Genomic DNA, 26,258 nt, shown 5'->3' on the forward strand with positions numbered 1-26,258 from the left:
ATTATTTTTCAAACATCATCTCAATCAGAATATTCCAATTGGCCTTCTTGACATCATCTTTCGCCAATTCGCTGAGTTGCCAGATACGAATATAATTATACTTGACAACTTTATCCTTCTGTCTCACCGTTGCCGTGCCTTTTGTATAGGCGAAATCCCCGCTGTAAGAACGTTTTACTTCTTCGGGAACGGTTTCTATTGTCATTCGTTGCTTTTTGAGATAGGCCATCATATTCGCCTTCCCTTCCATCGGACTGGTCCAGGGAAACAAAAACCGGACATCTTCACTTAAAAATTCCTTATATGCAGTTTGGTTATCGGCTTTCAATACTGTCGACATTAACTTGTCTGTTTCTAAAACAATATCTTCCCGCTGATTTAAGCGTACTTTAGAACGATGTTTCAAATACCATGAATCGGTAGGTTCGATATATTCTAAATCAAATTCACCGTCGTTCCCATTGTTTTCCACCTCGGCGCGAATATCGACCAGCCACTTGCCCTTCTTATTCCGCTTCCATACCGTGAGATATTCTCCATGTCGCAATCGCGCACCCACCTTCTGAAAATCCATAGACCCCGAAGTCACGCCAAACTCCTGACTCTTCGCAATCAGCGCAAACGTAGGTTGCCAGTTTAAGACATCCGGAATATTTGGTCTATTATTCAGATAATTATAAGCATTTACTGCCGAAGGAACATAAAACGTAGATTCTTTATCAATAATCGAAAGAAACGCTTGGTGCGGTGTAGAGGCTTTAGCCAATGCTGCTGCATCCTTATCTGCCTGCAGTAGGCTGCCAACTTTCTCGGGTATCTGCGCATATAGTGTTGTACCCAAAACACTCATCACTGTAAAAACAGATAACCTATTCCAAAAATTCATACGCAAAATGATTTCCTCTTTAATAAATTCGATTTCTTCTCTATCAAATCTTATTCCAAAGTGTTCCTTCTTTACTATCTTTCAATTGAATTCCAATAGTAGTAAGCTCATCACGAATACGATCGGAGGTAACGAAGTCTTTATTTGCTTTTGCTTCATTACGTAGCTTAATAACCAGATTCATAACATCGTCAATATCATCTGATACGGATGTCTGATCGTTTCTAAGCCCCAGGATATCCTCGACAAACTCTTTCATGAATACTTTCAGGTTTTCCAATCCTTCTGCCGAAACCTTTGCCTTACCATCATAAATTGAATTGATGATACGTACAATTTCAAACAATTCGGCAATGAGCACAGGACTATTAAAATCGTCATCCATAGCGGCGTAACACTTGCGGCGGATTTCAGCCAAATTGAATGAATCAGCACCTTTCGACACCTTCAATTTATCTAACAAGCTTATGGCAGTCATTAGGCGTTTATAGCCCTTGTCGGCCGCATCCAGTGCCTCATTGGAGAAATCCAAGGTACTTCTATAATGCGCCTGTAGCATAAAAAAGCGTACAGCCATTGGCGAATATCCTCTATTCAGTAAGGGATGATTTCCTGTAAACAACTCACCTGGCAAGAAACCATTTCCAGCAGATTTAGACATACGGGCGCCGTTTACAGTCAGCATATTGGTATGCATCCAGTACTTTGCCGGACTCGTATGGTTACAGGCTTCAGACTGTGCAATTTCATTGGTATGGTGTGTAGCAGCCAAATCCATTCCACCACCATGAATATCAAATTGATCGCCGAGGTACTTTCTGCTCATAGCTGAACATTCGATATGCCAGCCCGGAAAGCCAACGCTCCAGGGAGCAGGCCAACGCATGATCGTTTCGGGCTTTGCTTTGATCCACAAGGCAAAATCCAAACGTCCCTTTTTCTCATCCTGACCACTCAATTCACGGGTGTTATTGAGCATATCCTCTAATTTACGATTGGTCAATATCGTATAATCATACGTTTCAACGTATTTCTCAACATCAAAATATACGGTACCATTCCGCTCGTAAGCATAGCCATTTTCCATAATCTGCTCGATCATTTCGATCTGCTCGCAAATATGCCCTGTCGCCGTAGGCTCAATACTTGGCGGCAAGGTATTAAAAAGGCGCAATACGTCGTGAAAACCTATTGTATACTTTTGTACAATTTCCATAGGCTCCAACTGTTCCAATTTTGCCTTTTTTGCAAACTTGTCGTCTCCCTCATCACGATCGCCCTCCAAATGTCCTGCATCCGTAATATTGCGCACATAACGCACTTTATAACCAAGATGACGCAAGTATCTAAAAATCAAATCAAAAGAAACGAACGTCCGACAATTACCCAAATGTACATCACTGTATACAGTAGGGCCACAGACGTACATACCAACGAGATTGGCATGAATGGGTTCGAATTTTTCTTTTGTTCGCGAAAGGGTATTGTATAAAACGAGATTATGGTCCATGTTTAATCGCTGCTTGAAAGCTATTTTTGTCTAAAATATATTTGAATTGGCACACCATTAAAGTCAAAATTATCACGTAATTTATTCTCTATAAAGCGTTTATATGGATCTTTGATGTATTGTGGCAAATTACAGAAGAACGCAAACATGGGTGTTCTTCCTGGCAATTGTGTTACATATTTAATTTTGATGTATTTACCTTTTAAGGATGGTGGTGGATAGTTTTCAATAATATCCAGCATCACTTCATTCAACTTGGACGTTGGGATTTTCTTTGTTTTGTTAGCATATACCTTATCAGCAACCTCCAACACCTTAAGAACACGTTGTTTTTCGGTTACGGAAGTGAAGATAATAGGCACATCAGTAAAAGGCGCTATTTTTTCTTTGATGCGATCTTCGAACGCCTTCATGGTCTTATTATCTTTTTCGATCAGATCCCATTTGTTGACAACGATCACGATGCCTTTACGGTTTTTCTCTGCCAAGTTGAAAATATTAACGTCCTGCGCTTCTAATCCATCTTGAGCATCGAGCATTAAAATAGTCACATCAGAATCTTCCAACGCTTTAATGGTGCGCATAACCGAATAAAACTCGATATCTTCATTCACTTTGGACTTACGGCGAAGACCTGCAGTATCGATCAATAAAAAGTTGTGGCCATATTGATTGTAATGGATACGGATTGAATCACGTGTTGTCCCTGCCATTGGCGTTACAATATTGCGATCTTTGCCGATCAAGGCATTTGTCAAAGAGGATTTGCCCACATTCGGGCGTCCCACGATGGTATATTTTGGTAAGGATTCTTCTTCTTCCTCTTCCACTTCAAAATGAGAAACAACAGCATCCAACAGTTCTCCTGTACCTGATCCTGTAGCTGACGAAATATTGAACACCTCTCCTAATCCAAAGGCATAAAACTCAGCCGATTCATGGTGCAATTTTGCGTGATCGACTTTATTCGCTACCACATAAACAGGTTTGGAGCTTCTTCTCAGAATATCAGCGATTTCGTCATCCAAGTCGGTAATGCCCGTAGTGACATCCACCATAAAGATCACGACCGATGCTTCTTCAATAGCGATATAGACCTGATCACGGATTGCCTCTTCAAAGACATCATCCGAACCATGTACAAAACCACCTGTATCAATTACTGTAAATTTCTTTCCGATCCACTCGGCTGTTTCATAATGACGGTCGCGCGTCACCCCGCTAAAGTCATCAACAATCGCTTTTCTACTTTCTGTAAGACGATTGAATAAGGTAGATTTACCAACGTTTGGACGACCAACAATTGCAACAATATTTGCCATATTTATTTTATTTGATCCACCCACTATCGCAGCAGATGGCACTTTTATGCTAAAAATATACTTAAGGGAACAAAGATACGGATTCAAAAGGGATTATCGCGACACAAAAACAAAAATGGCTTTACCGTGAAGTAAAGCCATTTATGCGGTTTAAATTATCAATATTCGCCTAGTTAGACGTTGGATTCTGAGTCAATTTGCCCGGATATGAATTGATCGCATCCTGAGGAATAAAATAAGTTACTCTAAAATCTGTCGGTAAAATATCTTCAAATTGTTTTTGTGGCCCCGGATATGTACGGTTTAACGGGTCTCCATTACGGAATACATCGTAGCTGCGTTCAGCCTGATAGGCCAATTCCAACTGACGCTCTTTGTCAATCAGCTTGCTTGCACTGGCCGCATCAATTGAAGTATATCCGCCATTGACAATAGAACGATTTCTGATGGTATTTAAATCATTTAATGCAGCGCCATAATTACCTAATTTTGCATTAGCTTCGGCACGGTTTAAATAAATTTCACCCAAGCGGCTGATTACAGGTGAGTGCAATTGAGACTCCTCCCCTTCACGCGAGCATTTCACAATATAAAACTGCGGATAAGCGCGGTTTAAGGAAATATAGTAATCAATCATACCTGTATATGTTTTACCATCTGCATAGGTAATTTTATAAGTTTGCTGCGCAGCATTGACAGCAGTTAATGTATAGACATTATCACCATCTTTACAAGTCACGGTATTCCCGTTTATAGTAGCAGGAGCCTGCACATAGCTTAGTGTAACCGGATCGCCTGCTTTTTTGGGTACATCCTGTTTAATAAACCGAAAAACAGTTGTGTATTTTCCCGCATCATCTTTTGAATAAGTAGGTTCAATAAAGGCTGCACGTGCGTCGACAATCGTATAATGATCAGGTCTCCAGTCATTGCGACCAGTTTCATTCAATAAATCAATGTACTTGGCACTGGAATACATCTCACCCCAGCCCATACCACCAATATTGGAATACATACCACCGATACCATAATAATGATCATCGCCCGAGAACTCAGACGCAACACGTTTCACCGCAAAGATGGTCTCCTTGTTATCTTCAGGTCTAAACGTATTGTATTTCATAAATTGCTCACGGCCCAACAGGACATATTTACCTGAGTTAATCACTTTATCTGCATACTCTACAGAAAGACGCGCATATTCCGCATTTGGATTCTTATACGTACCACTCATATACAAATATATACGGGAAAGCATCGCTTGCGCTGCACCCTTAGACGCATATGCTGCCCCTTTATCAAGTGTCATTAAAGCTTCTGCTTTTTTCAGATCACTGATCGCTTGCGCGTAAGTATCTTTTACAGACGCACGGTCCGGTAAGTTCAAATCATTGAAAACATCTTCAGGTGTGCCATTGACAATCGGAACGCCTAAGTTTGTTTCTGGACTTTGGTAGTAAGGCTTCCCGAATGCGCGACAAAGGTAAAAATACATCATTCCACGGATGTAATAACATTCACCTATTTTATTGTCCATTTCTGGACTCTGACCTTCAGCAAACATCTTGATCAGGTTCGACGATTGGGCAATCGCTTTATAACCGCTATCCCAAAAATTCTGCAAACGGTAATTATTGGGCGTTCTCGCATAGGAGATAAATTCGTAGAACGCATCTGTCGATGACCCGCGGATCATCATATTATCACCAGCGTATTCACCAAGACGGTGCATCGGATCAGACCAAGCTTTTAACTGCGCATAAGTACCTGTTACCATTGCATCAGGATTATTTGCAATATTTTCTTCGTCCATTGAAGTATAAGGAAGACGATCGATATCGCAGGAGGATACTGCCGTTGTGATCAAAAGTCCTATTAATATCTTTTTCATTGTTGATTTTCTAAACGTTAAAATTAAAATGTTACGCTTGCGCCGAACATGTATTTGCGAACCATTGGATATACAGAAACGCCTGTAGATCTGATCATTTGACCACCCCCGCCTTTACCATCTGGTTCAGTCAATGGAAGCTCCGGATCAACACCCGAGTAGTTTGTAATCGTAAACAAATTCTCTCCAGCTAAGAATACACGTAAATTTTTGATGTTATACTTTTTCAGATCGAAGTTGTAACCCAAAGTCAAGGATCTCATTTTTAAGAAATTGTTACTTTCCAAGAAGCGTGTTGACGGTGAATTGCCTTTATCTTGGTTATCGTATCTTGCAATCGGGTGAGTGGCAACATCGCCAGGTTTTTCCCAACGGCTCCAACCATCCTGTAACTTCATCTGGTTACGATCCGTATAGGTTCCATCCGAATCAAATTCCTGACGCGAGTAATTATATAATTTACCGCCCAAGGAGAAACCGAACGCTGCATTCAGGTCAAACTGCTTATAACTTAAAGCCGTACTGAAACCGCCGAAAAGATCCGGATTGCCTTTTCCTACATTACGGAAGGTTGCATTGGAATAGTTCGACGTCGTTGTCCTTGTTTCATTGCCATTGGCATCTGTCTCGTATCGATACCACATTGGCAAACCATTATCTACGTTAACTCCAGCCCACTCTTTTAAGTAATAGGTATCTACCGGAAAACCAGGTTGAAGCAGACGTTGCGCTGATCCAGCGATACCCGATCCGTCACCTGCGATAATTGGTTTTGAAACTAGATTACCATTGGCATCTTTTGTCGCAAATAGCTCGGTCAATTTATTCACATTGTGACTCAAATTAACATCCAAGCTCCAATGTACATTGTCATTTCGAACGATGTCGCCACCGATGGTCAATTCAATCCCCCGGTTTTGCATCTTACCAATATTTTTCCAGATAGAAGTAACACCGGTCAGACCGCTGATTGGCACTTGATAAAGTACATTATCGGTCTTCTTGTCATAATAATCAACATTGAATCGCAATCTATTCTTAAACAAGGATGCATCAACCCCAAAACCAGTTGTGTAGGTTTTTTCCCAAGTCAGATCTTTATTACCAATTTGGCTAATTAATGCCCCTGGTATACCATTATAACTTGATGATGCAGACACCGAGTAAAGACTATATTGCGGATATAATGAACTTGGTCTATTACCTACCGAGCCATAAGCCGCTCTCAGTTTCAAATTATCTACCCAATCAGTCTTGAACCACTCTTCCTTATTGATATTCCAACCACCACTAACTGAAAAGAAGTTTCCATATTTTGCATTGGTACCAAAATTGGATGCTCCATCACGACGGAAAGATACCTGTGCCAAATATTTATTATCGTATGCATAGTTTGCATTAGACAAAAATGACTGTACTGCCCATTCGGAAATTCCACCTCTGGTTCGCTCTGGTTTTGCAACAACATCCAATACCTCGAAACCATTTACAATACCTGTTCCATAAGCATCTAAGGTTTTTGTCCAATAGTCGTTAAATTCGTATGCAGCCAATCCATTCAGGCTATGTTTATCCCAGGTCTTGTTGAAACGCAAGATTTGGTTGGTATAACGACGCGCAAACTCCATGCGGTAATCCGTCACACGCCCAATTACACTTTCACCGCTGTTTGATCGCGGATCTTGATAACCACTGTCAGAATACGTATTGTAGCGATAATTGTTGACAGAAGAGAAGGTCAACCAATCCGTTAATTTGACATCGAAATCTAAGTTACCCATAAATTCATAATTGGTATTGGCACTATGATTCCATTGGAGGTCGTACAAGTAGTTTGTACTTGCATTGTTGACCCAGCCGCTGTAACGATGTGGCACTAAATTTCCATTTGCATCGTAAGGACTGTCCCAAGGCAGGTTTCCATACATGGCATTGACATCATATTGACGATCATCTACAGCACGTCTTGATCCCGCAATAGATGGCTTAATGGTCAGCCAATCGAAAGGCTTATAGTTGGTACGTAATCTAAAGTTATAACGATCGTAATCATATCCTTTTACAGCACCGGCTTCGTTGTAGTAACCTAAAGATAAATAAGACTGTAATTTATCATTTCCACCCTGAATAGACAAATTGTGGTTTTGGACAAACCCGGTTTTTGTCGCTAATTTCCACCAGTCAAAATTACTGTTGCGTAATTCAGGGTTCCAGCGTGGAAATTTAATTTTATCTTGATTGGAGAATGACGCAAAGTAGTCATAGAGTTCAGCACCATCCATCATTTCCATGTGTCCATTGGAAAGTTGGTTGACACCCATTTTTGTAGAAAAGCTAATGCTTGTTTTGGATGCCGAAGGATTTTTTGTTGTAACGACAACAACACCATTCGCGCCTTGAGAACCATAAATTGACGTTGAAGCAGCATCTTTTAGGATGGTTAATGACTCAATGTCGTCTGGATTAATATCACCTGGGCTTGAGCCAACAATAACACCGTCAATGACCCACAATGGGCTGGTCGTACCGCTTAATGTTGCCTGACCACGAATCACAACACCGCCATTTGACCCTGGTTTACCGGCTCCTGGGGCAACATATACCCCGGCAGCTTTACCATTCAGCATGTTTTCAACCGATGGCGTAGTGACATCACGTAATTTGTTTCCTTTAACCGCCTGAAGAGCGCCAGTCAAACTTTCTTTTTTCTGTTGTGTTCCATAACCAACAATGACAACTTCCTGAAGTGCCTCACTATTGGACTCCATATTGATGTTAACAACCAGTCCTGTCACGGTCACTTCTTGTGCTTTATAACCGACACTCGTGATGACCAATACGTCACCATTGTTGGCATCTATTGCAAATCGTCCATCGGCTCCCGCAGATGTTGATTTAGCGCTCCCTTTAACGCTGATGGTGGCACCAGCCAATGGGCCGTCCGTAGACTGCACTTTTCCATTCACTTTTTGTTGATAAACAGCGCCATGCAGCAATATATTATCGCCCGCAACTGTAAGATCATTAGCATTTGCCAAGTTGTGCGAACTTGTTAGGAGTAAAGCTATTGATAACAGACTCAACTTGTGATTTTCAAGAATCTTTGAAATCATAATATTTTATAGTTAGTTTAAAAATTGATTAGCTTACTAATCAAAATTTAGGTACATGATTGCTAAAACTAAAGGAAGATGGCAGGATATCAAAATTTACAAACAACGAAATCGATTGCGCCAATTAGACAAACGATTGCATAAACACGCATTATACAACCTATCACACATGAACGGAGGAGAAGCATACAGCTGTATCAAAAATTGATCTTTAAATAAATGATGACAACCAAACAATGGGAAAAGATGAAAGCAAAGTGCAGCTATTTTGGAAGATATACCATGCGCTACAATAGATTAGTAGCGCATAAAAAAAGCCAAGATATTCATCTCAGCTTTTTCGTTTAGTAGCGGGGACCAGACTCGAACTAGTGACCTTCGGGTTATGAGCCCGACGAGCTACCAACTGCTCCACCCCGCAATGTATTTTAAATTTCTTTAAAAGAACCGGCCATTGCAACCGGCTCTTCCTTTAGTAGCGGGGACCAGACTCGAACTAGTGACCTTCGGGTTATGAGCCCGACGAGCTACCAACTGCTCCACCCCGCAATGTATTTTAAATTTCTTAAAAAGAACCGGCCATTGCAACCGGCTCTTCCTTTTAGTAGCGGGGACCAGACTCGAACTAGTGACCTTCGGGTTATGAGCCCGACGAGCTACCAACTGCTCCACCCCGCAATGTATTTTAAATTTCTTTAAAAGAACCGGCCATTGCAACCGGCTCTTTCTTTAGTAGCGGGGACCAGACTCGAACTAGTGACCTTCGGGTTATGAGCCCGACGAGCTACCAACTGCTCCACCCCGCAATGTATTTTGAATTTCTTTAAAAGAACCGGCCATTGCAACCGGCTCTTTTTTTAGTAGCGGGGACCAGACTCGAACTAGTGACCTTCGGGTTATGAGCCCGACGAGCTACCAACTGCTCCACCCCGCAATATATTTTTGAACAAAATTGCTTTTTTCTTTTGAAAAAACAAGATTATGATCCTTCCGAATTGGAGTACAAAGATATATTTTGTTTCTTTGTAATCCTAATAAAATTTAGAAAAATGTCACACAAAGCAGGATTCGTAAGTATCATCGGAAAGCCAAATGCTGGTAAGTCCACCCTAATGAACGCTTTAGTGGGTGAAAAAATGTCTATCATTACACCCAAAGCGCAAACGACAAGACACCGCATTATCGGTATTGTAAACGATGAAGACCATCAAATTGTGTTTTCGGACACTCCAGGTGTTATTAAACCAAACTATTCACTGCAAGAATCCATGATGAATTTTGTCCAAGGATCTTTGATCGATGCAGACATTATTCTATTTGTGACAGATATCAACGAAAAATACGATGAGAACGATGTCCTCGAGAAATTACGCAAAACAAATTCTCCTGTTGCTGTACTGATCAATAAAATTGATAAATCTTCAGAAGAAGAGGTCAAAGCAAAAATAGAATTCTGGCAGGAAAAATTAAATCCAGACACCATTTTTGCCATTTCAGCAAAACTGAATCATAATGTTGCTGCCGTAATGCAATACATAAAGGACAAGTTACCAATTCACGAAGCTTATTATGAAAAAGATGAACTGACAGACAAATCCATGCGTTTCTTTGTCTCCGAAATGATCCGTGAAAAAGTGTTCAAACTGTATGACAAGGAAATTCCTTACAGTACAGAAGTGATCGTCACATCGTACAAAGAAGAAGCTAATATTACGCGTATTGCTGCCGAGATTATTGTTGAACGCGACTCTCAAAAAAATATTATCATTGGAAAGGCGGGCGCCATGATCAAAAAAGTAGGAACCTACGCACGTCAGGATATTGAGGAATTTATCGACGGAAAGGTATTTCTCGAACTTTTCGTTAAAGTAATTCCTGACTGGCGAAGCAAAAAAAATTACCTTAAACGTTTCGGTTACGATGACTAATTCGTATGGAATACATCAGCGGAAGACTTTGATATATAAACCTTCGGCTGATGCACTATTCTATTTTAATGTTACTTTGCAAAATATTCACGAAGTGCTTTAATCTGTTTGAGATTAAGCACTTTTTTTAGGTCTTCATCAGACGCCTCCTTCACCTTTTTTACCGATTTAAATTCAGTTAACACTTTCTCCACTGTTGTTTTGCCTATGCCTGGCACATTTTCAAGTTCAGAAACAAAAGTTTTTCGGCTCCGCTGATTTCTGTGAAACGTGATTCCGAACCGGTGAGCTTCATCCCGAAGATGTTGAATCACCTTTAAGGTTTCAGATTTTTTATCTAGATAAAGTGGATATTGGTCACCGGGATAGAAAAGCTCCTCCAGCCTCTTCGCAATACCGATCACCGTTACTTGCCGTTCGATCCCCAATAAGCGCAGACTCTTTAAAGCAGCCCCTAATTGCCCCTTACCACCGTCGATAATAATCAATTGGGGCAGAGGCTGATCTTCATCCAACAATCTTCTGTACCGTCTAAAAACAGCTTCCTCCATCGTAGCAAAATCATTAGGCCCCTCCACTGTCTTTACATTGAAATGGCGATAATCCTTTTTTGAAGGTTTGGCATCCTTAAATACTACAATAGCAGATACGGGGTAATTGCCCTGAATATTCGAGTTATCGAAACACTCAATATGTTGCGGAACGACATTCATCCGAAGGTCCTTTTGCATCTGTTTTAAAATACGCTCAGTGCGGACATCCGGATTAAGCTTCTCATATTGCAACAAACGTTCCTTCCTAAAAAATGCTACGTTCTTTTGCGAAAGCTCCAGGAGTTTTTTCTTTTCACCCAATTTAGGGATTGTAAATCGAATCCGTTCGTTCTCTTCAATATCTAACGCGAATGGTACGATAATTTCCCGCGACAGACTTTTGAAACGTTCCCGTATCTCTGGTATGGCCAGGGCTAGGAGCTCCTGTTCACTCTCATCTAAACGTCGTTTCATTTCCAGTGTTTGCGTCTGAATAATCACACCATTCATCACTTTCAGGTAGTTGACAAAAGCATACCCCTCATCCGAAGCGATGCTAAATACATCGACGTTTGTAATGGATGAGTTAACAACGGTGGATTTACTCTGATAATTGTCTAGCTTATCCAACTTCGCCTTGATTAATTGTGCTCTTTCGAAATCCAGAGCTAGCGCGGCAGTAGCAATACCTTCTTTCAAGCGATTGGTCACCATAGCAATCTTTCCGTTCAGAATATCCTTAATATCACTCAGATTCTGATCATAGTCTTCTTCAGATTGATACCCTTCGCAAGGCCCCTTACAGTTTCCAATTTGGTATTCAAGACAGATCTTAAACTTGCCTTTCCGTATATTTTCCTGTGTTAGGGCCAAATTGCAGGTCCGCAAGGGAAACAATTCACGAATCAGATCCAAAACAATATGCATCATCCCCACCGAAGGATAGGGCCCATAATAGCGAGAACCATCTTTAATATATTGCCTGGTCCAAAAAACGCGTGGAAAAGGCTCGTTCTTGATAACAATCCAAGGATAGGTTTTATCGTCCTTAAGAAGGACATTATACTTCGGTTTGTGTTTCTTGATCAATGAATTTTCAAGCAACCAAGCATCAATCTCCGTATCAACTATAGTAAAGGATATCCGATTAATCTTACGGACCAAAACACGTGTTTTGCCATTCAGCTGATTTTCATTAACGAAATAAGATCCGACCCGATTGCGCAAATCTTTCGCTTTCCCAATATATATCAGCTCGTTATTTTTATCAAAATACTGATAGACTCCAGGCCGATGCGGTATCTTCTTTAATTCCTCTCTATAATCAAATACGTCCATTATGTTTTAATATCAAGCACGCTCAGCAAAAAAAGCCAGACAACAAATTTCGAAAAAATTTATTGTCTGGCCCACTGGTATTTTTTTAAAATAACTTAGAAACCTAAGCGGTCATCTTTTAGTTTAGTTTCGTCTTTACTGCTCGAATCGGTAGATCCATCTTCTACATCAGAGCCTCCGCCACCCCAGTACTGATTACAGTCTATCACACGGGTGAGTCCACCTTGAGGTTGTTCAAAATCACCTTTAGTATATTTCAAATTCGAATCTTTATATACTTTCTGCATGTAATAAGCGAATACTGGCATAGCTGCCGCAGCCCCCTGACCGTACTCCATGCGATCGAAACTAATGCCCCGATCTTCCGCCCCGGTCCACACACCTGTAACCAATTCGGGCGTAATACCGATAAACCAAGCATCCGAGTTGTCATTCGTTGTACCCGTTTTACCACCGATTGGATTGGTGAGCTTGTACATCCATTGAATACGTCTCGCCGTACCTTGGGATACCACCTTTTTCAACATATCAACAATAATATAAGCAGATTCACTATTTAAGGCTTTTACGACCTTTGGTGCTTTATCATAGATCGGTGTACCATTTTTATCTTCAATACGTAAGATCGCAGTCGGTTCAATCCAGGTTCCTTGGTTTACAAATGCCGAATAGGCACCTACCATATCAAACACCGACGCTTCATAAGCGCCAAGAGAAATCGACGGATAATTAGGCACATCACTTGTTATACCCATTCGCTTCGTCAATGCGGCGACTTCGGCAGCACCAACTTCGTGTACTAAATAGGCTGTTGCATAGTTTTGAGAATAAGCCAATGCCTTAGCCAACGTAATGGGGTTTCCTCCTTGCGCATTTCCCCTTGGTGTCCATCCGTTATACGTTTGTTGGTAATTTGGAATACTATAACATGGTGAATAGCCATTATCAATCGCAACCGCGTAAGTAAATGGTTTAGCCGTCGATCCCACCTGACGCGTTCCCATTTTTACCTGATCATATTTAAAGTGATCAAAGTCAATACCCCCTACCCACGCTTTAATATGTCCTGTCTTCGGCTCCATTGACATCATCGCATTGCGTAACATGAGTTTATTGTATTTAATGGAATCCATTGGCGTCATCATGGTGTCGACGCTTCCTTTCCATGTAAAAATATTCATAGGAACTTTTACATTGAAAGCCTTTTTGATTTCGTCTTCACTCAAGCCTTCTTCCTTCAAAATCCGGTAACGATCTGAGCGCTTCATCCCGCTGATTAATAGCTTCGCTTTATCGCCTTTAAAGGGATCCCTATTTTTCCATTGCGCGGAAAATTTAGACTGCAATTGCTTCATCCATTCCTTTTGCGAATCCTCTGCATATTGCTGCATAGACATGTTGATTGTCGTATAGATTTTCAATCCATCGCGATCAAGATCATAAGGCGTACCATCCGGCTTGGTAATAGAAAGCTTGGCAAATTCCTTTTTGATCTCGTCTTTTAGTACCGCTCTGAAATAGGGAGCCAATCCTTCGCCGTAATTTGCGATCTTAAGCTCTAAACCAAGTGGTTTCTCTTTTGCTTTTGTTGCCTCTTCTGCCGAGATAAAATTGGCGGCAACCATATTGTTCAACACCGTATTACGTCGGGTGCGAGATCTATCAGGGTAACGCACCGGAGAATATGCTCCCGGCCCTTTTAACATACCCACCAACAAGGCTGCCTGTTCCGCTGTCAATTTGTCGGGAGTCGTATTAAAGTAAGTCCGCGCAGCAGATTTGATTCCGTAGGTATTATAGGCTCCAAAGTCTACCGTGTTGAAATACATGGTAATAATTTCATCCTTGGTATAATTTCTTTCCAGACGAACGGCCGTAATCCATTCCTGAAATTTTTGGATGACACGTTTTAAAAAATTCTTCTGACGTCCATCCGAGAAGAGATTGAGTGCCAGCTGTTGTGTAATCGTACTCCCCCCTTGCTTATTACCTGTCAAGGTATGGAAGATGACTGTGAATGTACGCGAATAGTCTATACCAGAGTGATCATAGAAACGTTTATCCTCTGTAGACACCAATGCTTTGACTAAATAAGGGGACAATTCGCTATACTTTACATTGGAACGGTTTTGAACATAATAAGTCCCCAGTACTTTATGATCTTCAGTGATAACTTCAGAAGCTAAATTGCTTTTTGGATTCTCCAAATCACTGAAGGATGGCAGTTTCCCAAACAATCCAAGACGTATACTCAATATGAAAAGAAAACCTATCGCAACAATTCCAACGATAATCTTCCAAAAATTGAACGTATATCGTTTGATATCAGCTTCCGTCAGTTGATTTTTTTTTGATACTCGTTTCATCTATTTACTAAATTTCAGACGTAAATATTATTCATTTTAAAGGCCACGAAGCGTATTCAGGTTTTACACCCACTGTGCTATTTTAACACTCGAATACTGCATTATTTTAGCCCTTGTAGACTTCAATTAAGACATTAATGCTCACTCTATCAGATAGTGTGCCAATAATCCTTACTTGGCAAAGGTATTACTAATTGTACCAAAAGCAAGAATTTAAACGCGAAAATATTGAGCAGAACTACGCACGTTCGATCAAGCAAACCGCATAGGCAACGGCTCCTTCCTGACGGCCGATAAATCCCATGGTTTCATTTGTCGTTGCTTTAATGGAAATATCATCGATATCCAAACCAGTGGCTTCAGCCAATTTAACTTTCATTTGCGGGATATAAGGTTTGATCTTAGGAGCCTCCAAACACAGCATTGAATCGATATTACCGAGTGTGTACCCTTTCTTCGCAATCAGCGCCACACATTCTTTCAGTAACAATAAGCTACTGATACCTTTCCAGCGCATATCAGTGTTTGGAAAGTGATAGCCAATATCTTCCAAATTGGCAGCACCCAAAATGGCATCACATATCGCATGCACCAATACATCTGCATCAGAATGGCCAAAGGCCCCCGCATAATGCTCCAATTGAACGCCTCCAACAATAAAGGGATGTCCCTCTTTCATCTGATGGACATCAAATCCAAATCCTACCTTAATTTTCATGACAATAATTATAACTATGGTGTCTATTCCTCCTGAAGCAGATTCCGAGACACACGATTGATATACCTTTAAAACAAAGCCAATACATGCTGTCAGGGGCGCATATAACCGCTATAAATCAAACTTAGGAAATCTTCTCTAAAATCTCCAAATATCAATATATATACCTAATAACAGATTACTGCGAAGATAACAATTCGCAGCTATATTTATTGTTACAAATGACTTAGGGAATCGGCATCACGACTAAAGTCAATCAAATAGTAATTCGACTCGATGAAAACCAGCGGAATAAAAAAAGGCTATTTTTTTGAAATAACCTTTTTTTATTGTTTTTTTTAACGCTTAGAAAAGTACAGCCTACACTTCCACTTCTTCCGGCGCAAATTGATCATATACTTCACCAAAGGCATCATAGTCTTGATCGCCGTTAGGCTCAAAAACCTGAATATCTTTTGATCTTGCAAAATCAACTATTTCGGTATTGACATTTTGATCCGCCACAACAACCATATCGGTAAAATGCAAAGCACCTTTATAGATAGCCTCATAGCTACCATCTCCGTAAACCTGCGCATCCTCAGCTTTGAATGAACCCTCTGGTGCCATTTCCGCATACTTCGTACCTAATGTACCTTTAAACTCTTCATTGAACAAAGAGTACATCACTTTTGCATCCTTGAATGTCGGATCGTCTTTATAAGTCGTCTTGACATACGCCGGTACCAAAGCAGAGAACCATCCATGACAGTGCACTACATCTGGGGACCAACCCAATTTCTTCACAGTTTCCAACGCTCCTTTACAGAAGAACACCGAACGCTCATTGTTGTCTGCAAAGAACTCGCCATGCTCATCACTAAAAACTTTTTTACGCTGAAAGTAGTCTTCATTATCCAAGAAATACACCTGCATACGGGCCGCAGGTAATGAAGCAACTTTAATAATTAGCGGATTATCATTATTATCCACAACAATGTTCAGGCCTGAAAGACGAATAACCTCATGTAATCTATTTCTACGCTCATTGATATTCCCAAAACGCGGCATTAAGATTCGGATCTCAAAACCCTTTTCTTGCATCGCTTGCGGAAGTTGACGTGTGATTTCAGAAATTTTAGTTAATTCGAGGAAAGGCGACATCTCGTGAGTAATAAACAATATCTTCGTTTTTGCCATCTCCAGTTATTTTTATTTATTATTTTCGAACAGTAAAATCGGTCTACAAAGGTACAAAAAAAATACTTACTATGCAATTTACTATTAATCATCGTTTTATATTCCCAAAATAATATGCAACTTTGCCAACAAAAACTAAATAGCAAAGTGGAAATTTTCAAAACGAAAGCCTCTCTCCAAGCATACCTGCAAGAAGCACGAAAATCCGATCAAAAAATCGCCTTAATTCCTACCATGGGGGCATTACATGAAGGACATTTATCCTTATTAAATTATGCAAAACCATTGAGCGACATTCGCGTCTGCAGCATCTTTGTAAATCCTACGCAATTTAATGACCCAAAAGATCTCGAGAAATATCCACGCCCAATCGAGAACGATATCAAACTATTGGAAGCTGTGGGGTGTGATATTCTTTTCTTGCCAACCATTGACGAAATGTACCCCGACAAACACGAACACTGGCATATCGATTTGGGCGAACTGGATCAAATCTGGGAAGGGGAAAAGCGTCCAGGACATTTTCAGGGCGTCACTCAGGTCGTCTATAAATTATTTACATTGGTACAACCGCATATTGCCTGTTTCGGACAAAAAGACTTTCAGCAGGTCATGGTTATTAAACGCATGATTGAAATGAAGAATCTACCTATTCAATTGGCGATATGCCCCATCATCAGAGATCAAGATGGCTTAGCTTTGAGCTCCAGAAACATGCGATTAAGTGAAGAAGGAAAAAGAATAGCGTTGGCCCTTTCACGTTCCTTGACATACGTAAAAGACCACATCAATGATGCTATAGCACTCGGGGAAATAAAAGACCAAGCGCTGAAGATTTTAACAGATACAGATGGAATGAGCGTTGAATACTTTGCCATATGTGAAAGTACCAGCTTAAAGGAGGTCGATCACATCGATTTCAGCAAACAACATGTTGCCCTGGTCACTGCGTGGGTTGAGGGGGTCCGTCTGATTGATAATATGATTCTGAATAATTTGTCAAATTAATTGACAAATCTTTCAAATTCAGTAGAAAGCCCTAACTTTGCGCCATGGTAATAGAAGTAATGAAATCCAAGATTCACCGCGTTAAGGTCACACAAGCGGAATTGAATTATGTGGGTAGTATCACAATAGATGAAGATTTGATGGATGCCGCAAATATCATCGCTAACGAGAAAGTTCAAATCGTAAACAATAACAATGGAGCACGTTTTGAGACATATGTTATCCCTGGCCAACGCGGTTCGGGAACAATTTGTTTGAATGGTGCCGCGGCCCGCTTGGTTCAAGTTGGCGATATCGTCATCATCATTTCCTATGCAACCATGGATTTTGAAGAAGCTAAACAATTTCAACCCTCGCTTGTATTTCCAGACGACAACAATCATCTGATTAAATAGTTAGAATGTAAGGATGGAGAACATTAAGGTTTCAAAAATAGGCATACTTAATATTTATTTAATCCATACAGCTTTATACTGATAAAATAAAATCGTAATTTTGAAGCGTTACCCTAAAAAAGTAACGCTTTTTTATGTACCGAAAAACAACCAGAAGTCCACGTCAGCTTATCGCATTATGCCAATTGGTATTAATGTCGCTGATTATTATTTCAGGTGTTGTTTTTATGCACAAAGAGGTAAAATCTACAGGTGAAATTGTCATGCACACCCACCCTTATGATTTTACCAAGAAACAAAAGCCCCAAGAAACAGATGACCAAATCGAATACCTGAATGTCATCTATCACAACAGCTACGTACAAACCGAATTTACCGTCCTTGAACTTCCAATTCCCCGCGAAGTAAGACAGGCGTACTATAGTTCCTTTTGTCCGGAAGCGATTAGGTCAACCATCAATCATTACCACTTACGTGGTCCCCCCAGCATAGTATAAAACCAACATCAGAGATTTCGAAGACCAGTGGTCTGTAATGGCAGTACTCGACGCTAATAAACGGAACATACCGTATGCGTCCAGTAACGCATTGCTAAACCACGGAATGTCTATATCGGTACGACGTCTTTGATACAATTTCTTATTGGCCTCCTTTTCCAAAATTGTCGTTGATGCCAAGGCGACACCCTTCGTTGGACTACCTTACATTGGTTTCAATGAACTCCTTGGTACAATAGCCCTATATAAGAACAAGTTATTTTCTTGTTTCCTATCCGTATTCAACACCTTGAATGCTGTTCATAGCGCGCTATAGACAATGGGATGAGAGGCTGGTATTTTTAAAATTTTTATAAAACTACTATGCTAAATCAATACACTTTATTCGCCGCATTACTGGCGGGTACATCCACTATATATGCTCAATCGAAACTTGAAGGCTATTTATTCAATAAAAACCATCAAGCAATTCCATCCGGCACCCTGACTTTAAAAAACAGCAAGCTTGCGACCACATCTGATACAGCGGGCTACTTCAAGTTGTCTGCTATACCCCTGCAAAAAGTAACCTTAAACATATCTGCAGTAGGCTACCGCTCAATCAGCAAGCTTATCTCCCTTGATACAATAAAGGCTCCATTACATATTCAACTGGAGGAAGACAACCTCAATTTGGATGAGGTTGTTGTTTCTGCTACACGTTACGGCGTCAAACGAAAGGATGCTCCCGTGGTTGTGAATGTCATAGGTCCCAAATTATTTAATGCAACACAATCTGTCGCCATGTCTGAAACACTGAATTATCAGCCGGGGGTACGCGTAGAAAACAATTGCCAGAATTGCGGTTTTTCACAAGTCCGGCTGAATGGTCTAGAAGGTCCTTATTCACAAATATTGATCAATAGCAGAGCCGTATTCTCCGCATTGAATAGCGTATATGGATTAGACCAGATTCCCACCAGTATGATCGATCGTATTGAGGTGGTAAGAAGTGGCGGTTCGGCATTATTTGGCGCCAATGCGATTGCTGGGACAATTAATATTATTACAAAAGATCCGGTAGAAAATGACTGGCAGGTAAAATCAACCAACTCACTCATAGGTGGCAGAAGCTGGGACAATACGGTTGATTTTAACACCTCGACGGTCGCAGAAGACCTCAAGAGAGGTGCGACGTTCTACGGCATGCACCGTAATCGGGAAGCATATGATGCTAATGGAGATGGTTTTTCGGAAATGACCAAACTTCGAAACACTACTTTTGGCACAAAAATATTTTACAAACCGAGTGATCTAGATAAAATAACGGTAGATTTTAGCACAGTGAATGAGTTCCGTCGCGGTGGTGATCAGCTTGATAAAGTACCCCACTTGACGCAAATCACAGAGCAATTGGAAACCAGTTCGCTTGTTGGCGGAATCACCTATGATCATTACTCTACCGATTACAAGCAGAAAATGTCGCTTTACGGCTCTGTACAGAAAACCGTTCGTGACAGCTACTATGGCGGCCTAGGGGGCGGATCAACACTCGCCGACAGCATATTAGCTGCCAATGCATACGGAAAGACAAATGATATCGCGCTGGTCGCAGGAGGACAGTATACCTACAACTTTGAAAACGATGTATTTACCGCCGGAGTGGAGTTCTCGTACAACGATACCCAAGACGACATACCGGGATACAAACGAACCATTGATCAGCAAAACAGGGGATTAGGCAGTTATGCCCAATACGAATGGAAGCCTTTAAGCAATTTTAAAACCTTGATCGGAGCGCGATACGATTATACCTATGTCGATGGCAAATACAGTCTTGCAGGTATAGACCGAAACTCAGATCAGCGCTTTGGCACCTTTAGCCCACGGTTGACCATCTTATATGATATCACCAAGGACCTTCAATTTAGAGGGGGCTATGCCCGCGGTTTCCGTGCGCCCCAGGCATTTAACGAGGATATGCATGTCACTTCCATTGGTGGAAATCAAGTATTTGTGTTGATTGGTGAAAATCTAAAAACGGAGTATTCCAATGCGTATACAGGTTCCTTTAGCTACAACAAAAATTTTGGAAATGTACAGACGAGTCTGCTTGTGGAGGGGTTTTATACGGATCTAAACAATCAATTTGTCAATGTCATGGCATCAGAAAAAGACGGATTGATCATCCAGGAGATGCAAAACGGTGAGGGTGCCCGGGTATATGGCTCTAATATTGAGATCAATATTGCACCATCATCTTGGTTTTCTATCCAAACCGGTGGGACCATTCAGCGCTCACGCTATAAAAAAGATCAACTTATCTACGAGGGAAGGGAAGCCGGACTGGATATCCTGACCAAGAAATACGTCCGTACACCCAATATTTATGGCTATATGAATAGTAATTTAAAAGCGACCAAACAATTTGCGATCGATCTGACCGGAGTCTACACCGGAAAGATGATTGTTCCTCATATCCAAAACGATATGATGACCTTGAAAGACGCACGCGACTTCGTCGAGTTAAATCTGCGGCTGGGTTATACCTTACCCATACATAAAGATTTTAGTATTGAAATTTTCGGCGGTATACAAAACATGTTCAATGCTTTTCAGAAAGACTTTGACAAGGGACCATTGAGAGACTCAGACTATATCTATGGTCCGACTCGTCCTCGGACATTTACCTTTGGCTTGCGCGTTGGCCATTTCCATTAAAAAAACAATAACTGATCTATGAAGCAATTCAGCAAAATATACATTATGTCGATGATGCTATTTTATCCGCTCTGTCACTTTGGGCAAGAGCGGATTAATTGGATCAGCTTCGAACAGCTTGATTCTTTACTTGCTGTTGAGCCAAGGGAAACACTGCTTTTCATCCATACCGATTGGTGTAGCTACTGCAGAAAAATGGAGCAAGAAATCTTTACAAAAAGAGAAATTATTGAATTAATTAACCGGCGTTACTATGCGGTGAAGTACGATGCCGAATCTACCGAAGAGATTGTTTTCGACAACAGCATATGGAAGTCACTGAGCAGAAAAAAGAAAGTAGGGAAATACCATCCATTAGCAGTACAATTACTGCGGGGAAAACAGTTTGTATTTCCGAGTATTTTAAGGCTGGACTCTAAATTTCATTTAAAAAGCATACGACAAAAATACTTGAATTCAAAAGAGTTATATGCTTTTTTAGAATAATTTAACATTTGATGTAGCGAAGTTTGTCCAGTCTGCGTTTTGAGTTTTATAATTAATACACACTTTAAGAAATTATGAAAAATATCACAAAATTTTTAATGGCGTTTTTGTGTCTTGGTATTCTTTTTACAGCTTGTAATAAAGATAATTTTGATTGGGACGCTTATTACAAACAACAAGAAGAAGCAATAAGAAAGGAAAAAGCAAGACAAGATTCTTTATATAAAGATCAAGCACCTCTATTGGAAGCTTACGCGAAACAGAAGTGGGGTAACGACGCTAAGCGTTCAGACTCTTTGCTATCAAAAGGTATTTGGTACAAAATCGAATATGCTAAAGAAACCGCTACACCTTATACATATGGTATCACTTTAACAAATAACGGTCCTGCGATTACACCTTTTGCGGCAACTTTCAATTTTCAAGGAGAGTTAATGGATGGAAGAGTTTTTGATAAAAATCCAGTTGGTTCACCAGCTGTTTATACTGATATATACAAAGCCATCAATATATATAATGTAGGATGGATGAGAGCCTTTACGCCTCCTGTAATTAAACAGAATGGCATAGATTATTATCCACACGGATTACTTCCAAAAGGATTACAAAAAGGAGATAAAATTACTTTTATTGCGCCTTCATATTATTCGTTTGATCAAAATGAATATACCAAAGGAAGTGAGAAGGTGACAGTACCTAAGAATACACCAGTTGTGTATACAATCGAATTGTTAAGTATTGGAGCTGCTACCTCCAACTAAACAAATAAGCCGTACAAAAAAAAGCCATTTTCTTAATGAGAATGGCTTTTTTTAGCAGATCTTAATACACAAATGTAAATTACTGTATCAATTTGTTAATTATTTAGGGGTAAATATACAAAAAGAAAAAAATCATATACATTTGCTAGGCCAATTTTACAATGAAATGGCTACTTAATGAAAAACAAACAAATAATACCATGAAAAAATTGTTATCACCATTATTTTTAGGAATTACAGCGATCGCTTTCCTTGTTATTAGCTGTTCCAAAAGTGATGATGCGCCGATTTACGATGCAGCTGCACAATTTAAAACAGACTCCGTCGCACTTAAAAATTATGTTAGCCAAAAGTATCCCGATGCCCAATACAATAGCGAGACAGGCATTTGGTATGAAATTTTAGCTGAAGGCACAGGAAATTATCAATATAAAATTGTTGACACCTTAAATGCTAAAGTCTTTAAAGTTAATCCAACTGTAAAGTATACTGGTCGCTTATTAAATGGCAGTATTTTCGACCAAACTGGAACCGATAAAACGGCTAGCTTTGAGCTCCTCACCAATACCGGTTATAATTATCCTTTCGAGAGCACGCTTATACCAGCTTGGACATTCGCATTTGCTCCTAAAAAAATAGGTGATGTAGATCTCGGTGGACTGACAGCGAAAGGGCTTCAAAAAGGTGCTAAAATTCATATCATGGCGCCTTCTAAATTCTGTTATGGAAATCGCGCGATAGGACCAATTCCTGCAAACTCACCCTTGGACTTCGTGATTGAAGTGGTAGACATAAAATAGAAATATTTTAACTAGATAAGTTCTATTCTATACAATGGTGTTAGGATTCAAAATCCAAGCACCATTGCTATTTATTATTAAATCCATCAACCCGTGTTCGGAAAAAAGCCTGATTTACCTTACAACACCTCGAACGTAAATCACTATACCTATTGACCTTCTAATATCCAATAGCTTTTAAAAAATTCCTGCATTTAAGAAGTCGATTCGGCTATCAATCAGCCCCCAATTAATCGGATCTGAAAAACTTCAGCCTGAAAGCAGCGTGAAGTTAAATGTGTCGGTATGCATTCTAACTAGATTCATAGCTACCTATCCAAAGACAATATGTAAGCTACATCTTCGTCATCGAAGTAATTTCCTACAAACTTTCGATATGCTACCTTGATTAATTCTAGTACTTCCGAATAAAAAATAACAAATGGATCACTCTTATACATGAACAAATCTAGCTGGGATGGAAATGAATTGGGGCAAAACCGAATATGAAATATTTATAATAAAAAAGCTCGAAGTGGGGAACTCCGAGCTTTACCTAACCAATTATTAACCTAAATTATGAAAAGTTCTTTATATATTATTTTTAATATCTTTCGTTTCTTTTGATATATCAAAGGTACTATACATCTGCTTTCATGTCAAGAAATTTAACAGCATTTAACGTTGTTAAAATTATGTTAAAACAATTTAGCATATCTCATACTGTTAAAACTATTCATTCGCGCCCCCCCGATTTGCATACAGGCTGTTGCTGCCTTAAAGAAGCGGCCCCATTCGATTCAATTGCCCTAGCTTATTTCTATGTATACCTTACAAATACCCCTATATATTGCCACATCGGTAACATACAGGTTGCAAACATCGATTTCTCTTGGTTAACTTTTCTTTATTCGAATAAGAGGAAGCTTAGTATCAAAAAAAAGAAATAAATTTGTGAGAAGATCCTCCATAAGCAGGTATCTTATTTTTAGACGATCAATAGCATATGAAAATAGCTTTAGCACAGTTAAATTACCATATCGGTAATTTTGAAGCAAATACTAAAAAAATAGTTAGCGCCATCCATCAGGCCAAAGAAGCAGCTGCCGATCTTATTATCTTCGCCGAACTCGCAATTGGCGGATATCCCGCCAAGGACCTGTTAAGAAATAAGGCATTCAAACAGCAATGTGATGAAGCTATTCATCAAATCGCCGCACATTGCCAGGATATTGCCTGTATCATTGGAGCACCCGTCAAAAACGGTGATCCTGAGGGCAAAGAACTCTACAATTCTGCTGTATTTATCGAGCATGGAATCGTAAAGGATGTTATTAAAAAAGGTCTTTTGCCTGATTATGACGTATTTGATGAATATCGCTATTTCGAACCTAATAGAGTTTATAACTGCATCGAACTGAGCGGCGTAAAGATTGCCCTAACAATTTGCGAAGATCTTTGGGACGATGACGAGGGTGGCAATTCGTACGTTGGCGATCCCATGGCAGAACTGAGAAAAGAAAATCCAGACCTACTCATCAACATTGCGGCCTCTCCCTTTTCCTACACGCATTTTGAGGAACGCGTTAACGTTCTTAGTCAGCAGGTCAAAAAGTCGGGCAGACCGCTGATTTATGTTAATCAAATTGGTGCTCATATGGATATTATCTTTGATGGACGCTCCATTGCATTGAATAATGAAGGCACAACGGTCGCTGAACTAAAAAGCTTTGAAGAGGATCTCCAATTTATAATCTATCATCAACAAAATATAATCTCCACCACAGCCGCTCCGAAGCATCCTAAATCTAAAATGGAGCTGGTGCATGATGCATTAATCCTAGGTCTTCGTGATTATTTTCAAAAATCTGGTTTTAGAAAGGCAGTCTTAGGCCTATCGGGCGGACTGGATTCGGCTTTGGTTGCTGCCTTGGCCTGCGAGGCTCTCGGGGCCGATAATGTACTCGCCATATTGATGCCATCGGTTTATTCTTCCGACCATTCGATAAAAGATGCCATGGATCTGGTCGACAGTACTGGCTGCAAACATCGTATCGTTCCCATCAAAGATATTGCTAATGCCTACGAGCATAGCCTGGCCCCTCTTTTTGAGAATTTACAACCCGATACGACTGAGGAAAATATACAGGCACGCGCCCGCGCAGTAATTTTGATGGCCGTTTCTAATAAGTTTGGTCACATCCTGCTCAATACGTCCAACAAAAGTGAAGCTGCTGTGGGTTATGGCACACTCTATGGTGATATGGCAGGCTCTATATCTGTAATAGGTGACGTCTACAAGTCCAAAGCCTATGATTTAGCGCGCTACATCAATCGAGAACGGGAAATCATTCCAATCAATACCATTGAAAAAGCGCCTTCCGCAGAACTTCGACCAGACCAAAAAGATTCAGATTCATTACCGGAATATGAGTTATTGGATAAAATCCTCTTTGAACTCATCGAAAATGAGAAATCAGGATCTGAGGTTGTAGCAATGGGCTTTGAACAATCGTTAGTAGAAAGGATATGTAAATTGGTTAATAATGCTGAATTCAAACGTTTTCAAACTCCTCCTATCCTGCGGATCAGTCCAAAAGCATTTGGCCCAGGAAGGCAGATTCCACTAGTGGCAAAATATCCTTATTAATTTTACAATTACGATTAAACCATATTTATAGTTTTTTGTCTAAAGTAATAGGTTGTAAAATCAAAAAGGATAATAGCATACCGGAGGATAAAGAAACAATCGCCATAAAGACCGCCAACTGTAATATTTTTACACTTGAAAGGTATACGGATAAGGAATAAAAGCAAATTAGTTAAATAAATATAAGTTCAATATAGG

18 protein-coding genes and 5 tRNA genes are annotated in these 26,258 nt (G+C 40.1%); 9 read left to right on the forward strand and 14 right to left on the reverse strand.

Features of this window, described 5'->3' with window-relative positions:
• Position 1: 1 nt before the first annotated feature.
• The 10 genes from VXM68_RS02480 to VXM68_RS02525 form a co-directional block, all read right to left on the reverse strand.
• Positions 2-886 carry a DUF4440 domain-containing protein gene (locus tag VXM68_RS02480; protein ID WP_367210344.1) on the reverse strand — a complete coding sequence of 295 codons (885 nt, stop codon included), beginning with the start codon at positions 884-886 and terminating at the stop codon, positions 2-4.
• A gap of 43 nt (positions 887-929) precedes the next feature.
• The gene (gene cysS / locus VXM68_RS02485; RefSeq protein ID WP_367210345.1) at positions 930-2,396 is read right to left on the reverse strand and encodes a cysteine--tRNA ligase; all 1,467 of its coding nucleotides are present in this window, start codon (positions 2,394-2,396) and stop codon (positions 930-932) included.
• Positions 2,397-2,416: 20 nt separating this feature from the next.
• Positions 2,417-3,718 carry a ribosome biogenesis GTPase Der gene (der, locus tag VXM68_RS02490; RefSeq protein WP_294185458.1) on the reverse strand — a complete coding sequence of 434 codons (1,302 nt, stop codon included), beginning with the start codon at positions 3,716-3,718 and terminating at the stop codon, positions 2,417-2,419.
• A gap of 169 nt (positions 3,719-3,887) precedes the next feature.
• Positions 3,888-5,609, reverse strand: coding sequence for a RagB/SusD family nutrient uptake outer membrane protein (locus VXM68_RS02495; protein WP_294185457.1), 1,722 nt, complete (start codon positions 5,607-5,609; stop codon positions 3,888-3,890).
• Positions 5,610-5,632: 23 nt separating this feature from the next.
• Complete coding sequence (locus VXM68_RS02500) at positions 5,633-8,722, reverse strand: SusC/RagA family TonB-linked outer membrane protein (RefSeq protein ID WP_367210346.1); 3,090 nt, start codon at positions 8,720-8,722, stop codon at positions 5,633-5,635.
• Between the two features lie 348 nt (positions 8,723-9,070).
• Positions 9,071-9,143 (reverse strand) — tRNA-Met (locus VXM68_RS02505).
• A gap of 55 nt (positions 9,144-9,198) precedes the next feature.
• Positions 9,199-9,271 (reverse strand) — tRNA-Met (locus VXM68_RS02510).
• Positions 9,272-9,327: 56 nt separating this feature from the next.
• Positions 9,328-9,400 (reverse strand) — tRNA-Met (locus tag VXM68_RS02515).
• A 55-nt stretch (positions 9,401-9,455) separates the two neighbouring features.
• A tRNA-Met gene (locus VXM68_RS02520) sits at positions 9,456-9,528 on the reverse strand.
• 55 nt (positions 9,529-9,583) lie between these two features.
• Positions 9,584-9,656 (reverse strand) — tRNA-Met (locus tag VXM68_RS02525).
• Positions 9,657-9,771: 115 nt separating this feature from the next.
• Here VXM68_RS02525 and era point away from each other — a divergent pair.
• Positions 9,772-10,650 carry a GTPase Era gene (gene era / locus VXM68_RS02530; protein ID WP_293956894.1) on the forward strand — a complete coding sequence of 293 codons (879 nt, stop codon included), beginning with the start codon at positions 9,772-9,774 and terminating at the stop codon, positions 10,648-10,650.
• Positions 10,651-10,721: 71 nt separating this feature from the next.
• On the opposite strand, the gene uvrC is transcribed toward era, so the two are convergent.
• The 4 genes from uvrC to VXM68_RS02550 form a co-directional block, all read right to left on the reverse strand.
• Positions 10,722-12,521 (reverse strand): excinuclease ABC subunit UvrC, encoded by a 1,800-nt coding sequence (gene uvrC, locus VXM68_RS02535; protein ID WP_294185454.1) that lies wholly within the window; start codon positions 12,519-12,521, stop codon positions 10,722-10,724.
• Between the two features lie 95 nt (positions 12,522-12,616).
• Positions 12,617-14,887 (reverse strand): penicillin-binding protein 1A, encoded by a 2,271-nt coding sequence (locus tag VXM68_RS02540; RefSeq protein WP_294185453.1) that lies wholly within the window; start codon positions 14,885-14,887, stop codon positions 12,617-12,619.
• Between the two features lie 238 nt (positions 14,888-15,125).
• A complete protein-coding gene (ispF, locus tag VXM68_RS02545; protein WP_294185452.1) occupies positions 15,126-15,605 on the reverse strand; it encodes a 2-C-methyl-D-erythritol 2,4-cyclodiphosphate synthase in 480 nt (159 codons plus the stop codon).
• 360 nt (positions 15,606-15,965) lie between these two features.
• Positions 15,966-16,784, reverse strand: coding sequence for a glycogen/starch synthase (locus VXM68_RS02550; protein WP_294185451.1), 819 nt, complete (start codon positions 16,782-16,784; stop codon positions 15,966-15,968).
• 147 nt (positions 16,785-16,931) lie between these two features.
• Here VXM68_RS02550 and panC point away from each other — a divergent pair, with 147 nt between their 5' ends.
• From panC to VXM68_RS02590, 8 genes are all read left to right on the forward strand, one after another.
• Positions 16,932-17,792 carry a pantoate--beta-alanine ligase gene (gene panC / locus VXM68_RS02555; protein WP_367210347.1) on the forward strand — a complete coding sequence of 287 codons (861 nt, stop codon included), beginning with the start codon at positions 16,932-16,934 and terminating at the stop codon, positions 17,790-17,792.
• A gap of 44 nt (positions 17,793-17,836) precedes the next feature.
• Positions 17,837-18,187, forward strand: a complete 351-nt coding sequence (gene panD, locus VXM68_RS02560) for an aspartate 1-decarboxylase (protein ID WP_293956899.1) — start codon at positions 17,837-17,839, stop codon at positions 18,185-18,187.
• A 134-nt stretch (positions 18,188-18,321) separates the two neighbouring features.
• Positions 18,322-18,684, forward strand: coding sequence for a hypothetical protein (locus VXM68_RS02565; protein ID WP_294185449.1), 363 nt, complete (start codon positions 18,322-18,324; stop codon positions 18,682-18,684).
• A gap of 363 nt (positions 18,685-19,047) precedes the next feature.
• Complete coding sequence (locus tag VXM68_RS02570; protein ID WP_367210348.1) at positions 19,048-21,384, forward strand: TonB-dependent receptor; 2,337 nt, start codon at positions 19,048-19,050, stop codon at positions 21,382-21,384.
• Between the two features lie 18 nt (positions 21,385-21,402).
• Positions 21,403-21,870: a thioredoxin family protein gene (locus tag VXM68_RS02575; protein WP_367210349.1), complete on the forward strand. Its 468-nt coding sequence runs from the start codon at positions 21,403-21,405 to the stop codon at positions 21,868-21,870.
• Positions 21,871-21,944: 74 nt separating this feature from the next.
• A complete protein-coding gene (locus tag VXM68_RS02580) occupies positions 21,945-22,631 on the forward strand; it encodes an FKBP-type peptidyl-prolyl cis-trans isomerase (protein ID WP_293956903.1) in 687 nt (228 codons plus the stop codon).
• A 200-nt stretch (positions 22,632-22,831) separates the two neighbouring features.
• Positions 22,832-23,431 carry an FKBP-type peptidyl-prolyl cis-trans isomerase gene (locus tag VXM68_RS02585; protein ID WP_294185446.1) on the forward strand — a complete coding sequence of 200 codons (600 nt, stop codon included), beginning with the start codon at positions 22,832-22,834 and terminating at the stop codon, positions 23,429-23,431.
• Positions 23,432-24,416: 985 nt separating this feature from the next.
• A complete protein-coding gene (locus VXM68_RS02590) occupies positions 24,417-26,060 on the forward strand; it encodes an NAD+ synthase (protein ID WP_367210350.1) in 1,644 nt (547 codons plus the stop codon).
• Positions 26,061-26,258 lie beyond the last annotated feature (198 nt).

This window comes from Sphingobacterium sp. R2 (assembly GCF_040760075.1).
GTDB lineage: Bacteria > Bacteroidota > Bacteroidia > Sphingobacteriales > Sphingobacteriaceae > Sphingobacterium.

Excerpts from the sequence above, each read along its gene's own strand:
- VXM68_RS02495 (WP_294185457.1), bottom strand. The coding sequence starts at position 5,609 with ATGAAAAAGATATTAATAGGACTTTTGATCACAACGGCAGTATCCTCC.
- uvrC (WP_294185454.1), bottom strand. The coding sequence starts at position 12,521 with ATGGACGTATTTGATTATAGAGAGGAATTAAAGAAGATACCGCATCGG.
- VXM68_RS02550 (WP_294185451.1), bottom strand. The coding sequence starts at position 16,784 with ATGGCAAAAACGAAGATATTGTTTATTACTCACGAGATGTCGCCTTTC.
- VXM68_RS02575 (WP_367210349.1), top strand. The coding sequence starts at position 21,403 with ATGAAGCAATTCAGCAAAATATACATTATGTCGATGATGCTATTTTAT.
- era (WP_293956894.1), top strand. The coding sequence starts at position 9,772 with ATGTCACACAAAGCAGGATTCGTAAGTATCATCGGAAAGCCAAATGCT.
- VXM68_RS02570 (WP_367210348.1), top strand. The coding sequence starts at position 19,048 with ATGCTAAATCAATACACTTTATTCGCCGCATTACTGGCGGGTACATCC.
- VXM68_RS02565 (WP_294185449.1), top strand. The coding sequence starts at position 18,322 with ATGTACCGAAAAACAACCAGAAGTCCACGTCAGCTTATCGCATTATGC.
- VXM68_RS02480 (WP_367210344.1), bottom strand. The coding sequence starts at position 886 with ATGAATTTTTGGAATAGGTTATCTGTTTTTACAGTGATGAGTGTTTTG.
- panD (WP_293956899.1), top strand. The coding sequence starts at position 17,837 with ATGGTAATAGAAGTAATGAAATCCAAGATTCACCGCGTTAAGGTCACA.
- der (WP_294185458.1), bottom strand. The coding sequence starts at position 3,718 with ATGGCAAATATTGTTGCAATTGTTGGTCGTCCAAACGTTGGTAAATCT.
- cysS (WP_367210345.1), bottom strand. The coding sequence starts at position 2,396 with ATGGACCATAATCTCGTTTTATACAATACCCTTTCGCGAACAAAAGAA.
- VXM68_RS02540 (WP_294185453.1), bottom strand. The coding sequence starts at position 14,887 with ATGAAACGAGTATCAAAAAAAAATCAACTGACGGAAGCTGATATCAAA.
- VXM68_RS02590 (WP_367210350.1), top strand. The coding sequence starts at position 24,417 with ATGAAAATAGCTTTAGCACAGTTAAATTACCATATCGGTAATTTTGAA.
- ispF (WP_294185452.1), bottom strand. The coding sequence starts at position 15,605 with ATGAAAATTAAGGTAGGATTTGGATTTGATGTCCATCAGATGAAAGAG.
- VXM68_RS02500 (WP_367210346.1), bottom strand. The coding sequence starts at position 8,722 with ATGATTTCAAAGATTCTTGAAAATCACAAGTTGAGTCTGTTATCAATA.
- VXM68_RS02580 (WP_293956903.1), top strand. The coding sequence starts at position 21,945 with ATGAAAAATATCACAAAATTTTTAATGGCGTTTTTGTGTCTTGGTATT.
- VXM68_RS02585 (WP_294185446.1), top strand. The coding sequence starts at position 22,832 with ATGAAAAAATTGTTATCACCATTATTTTTAGGAATTACAGCGATCGCT.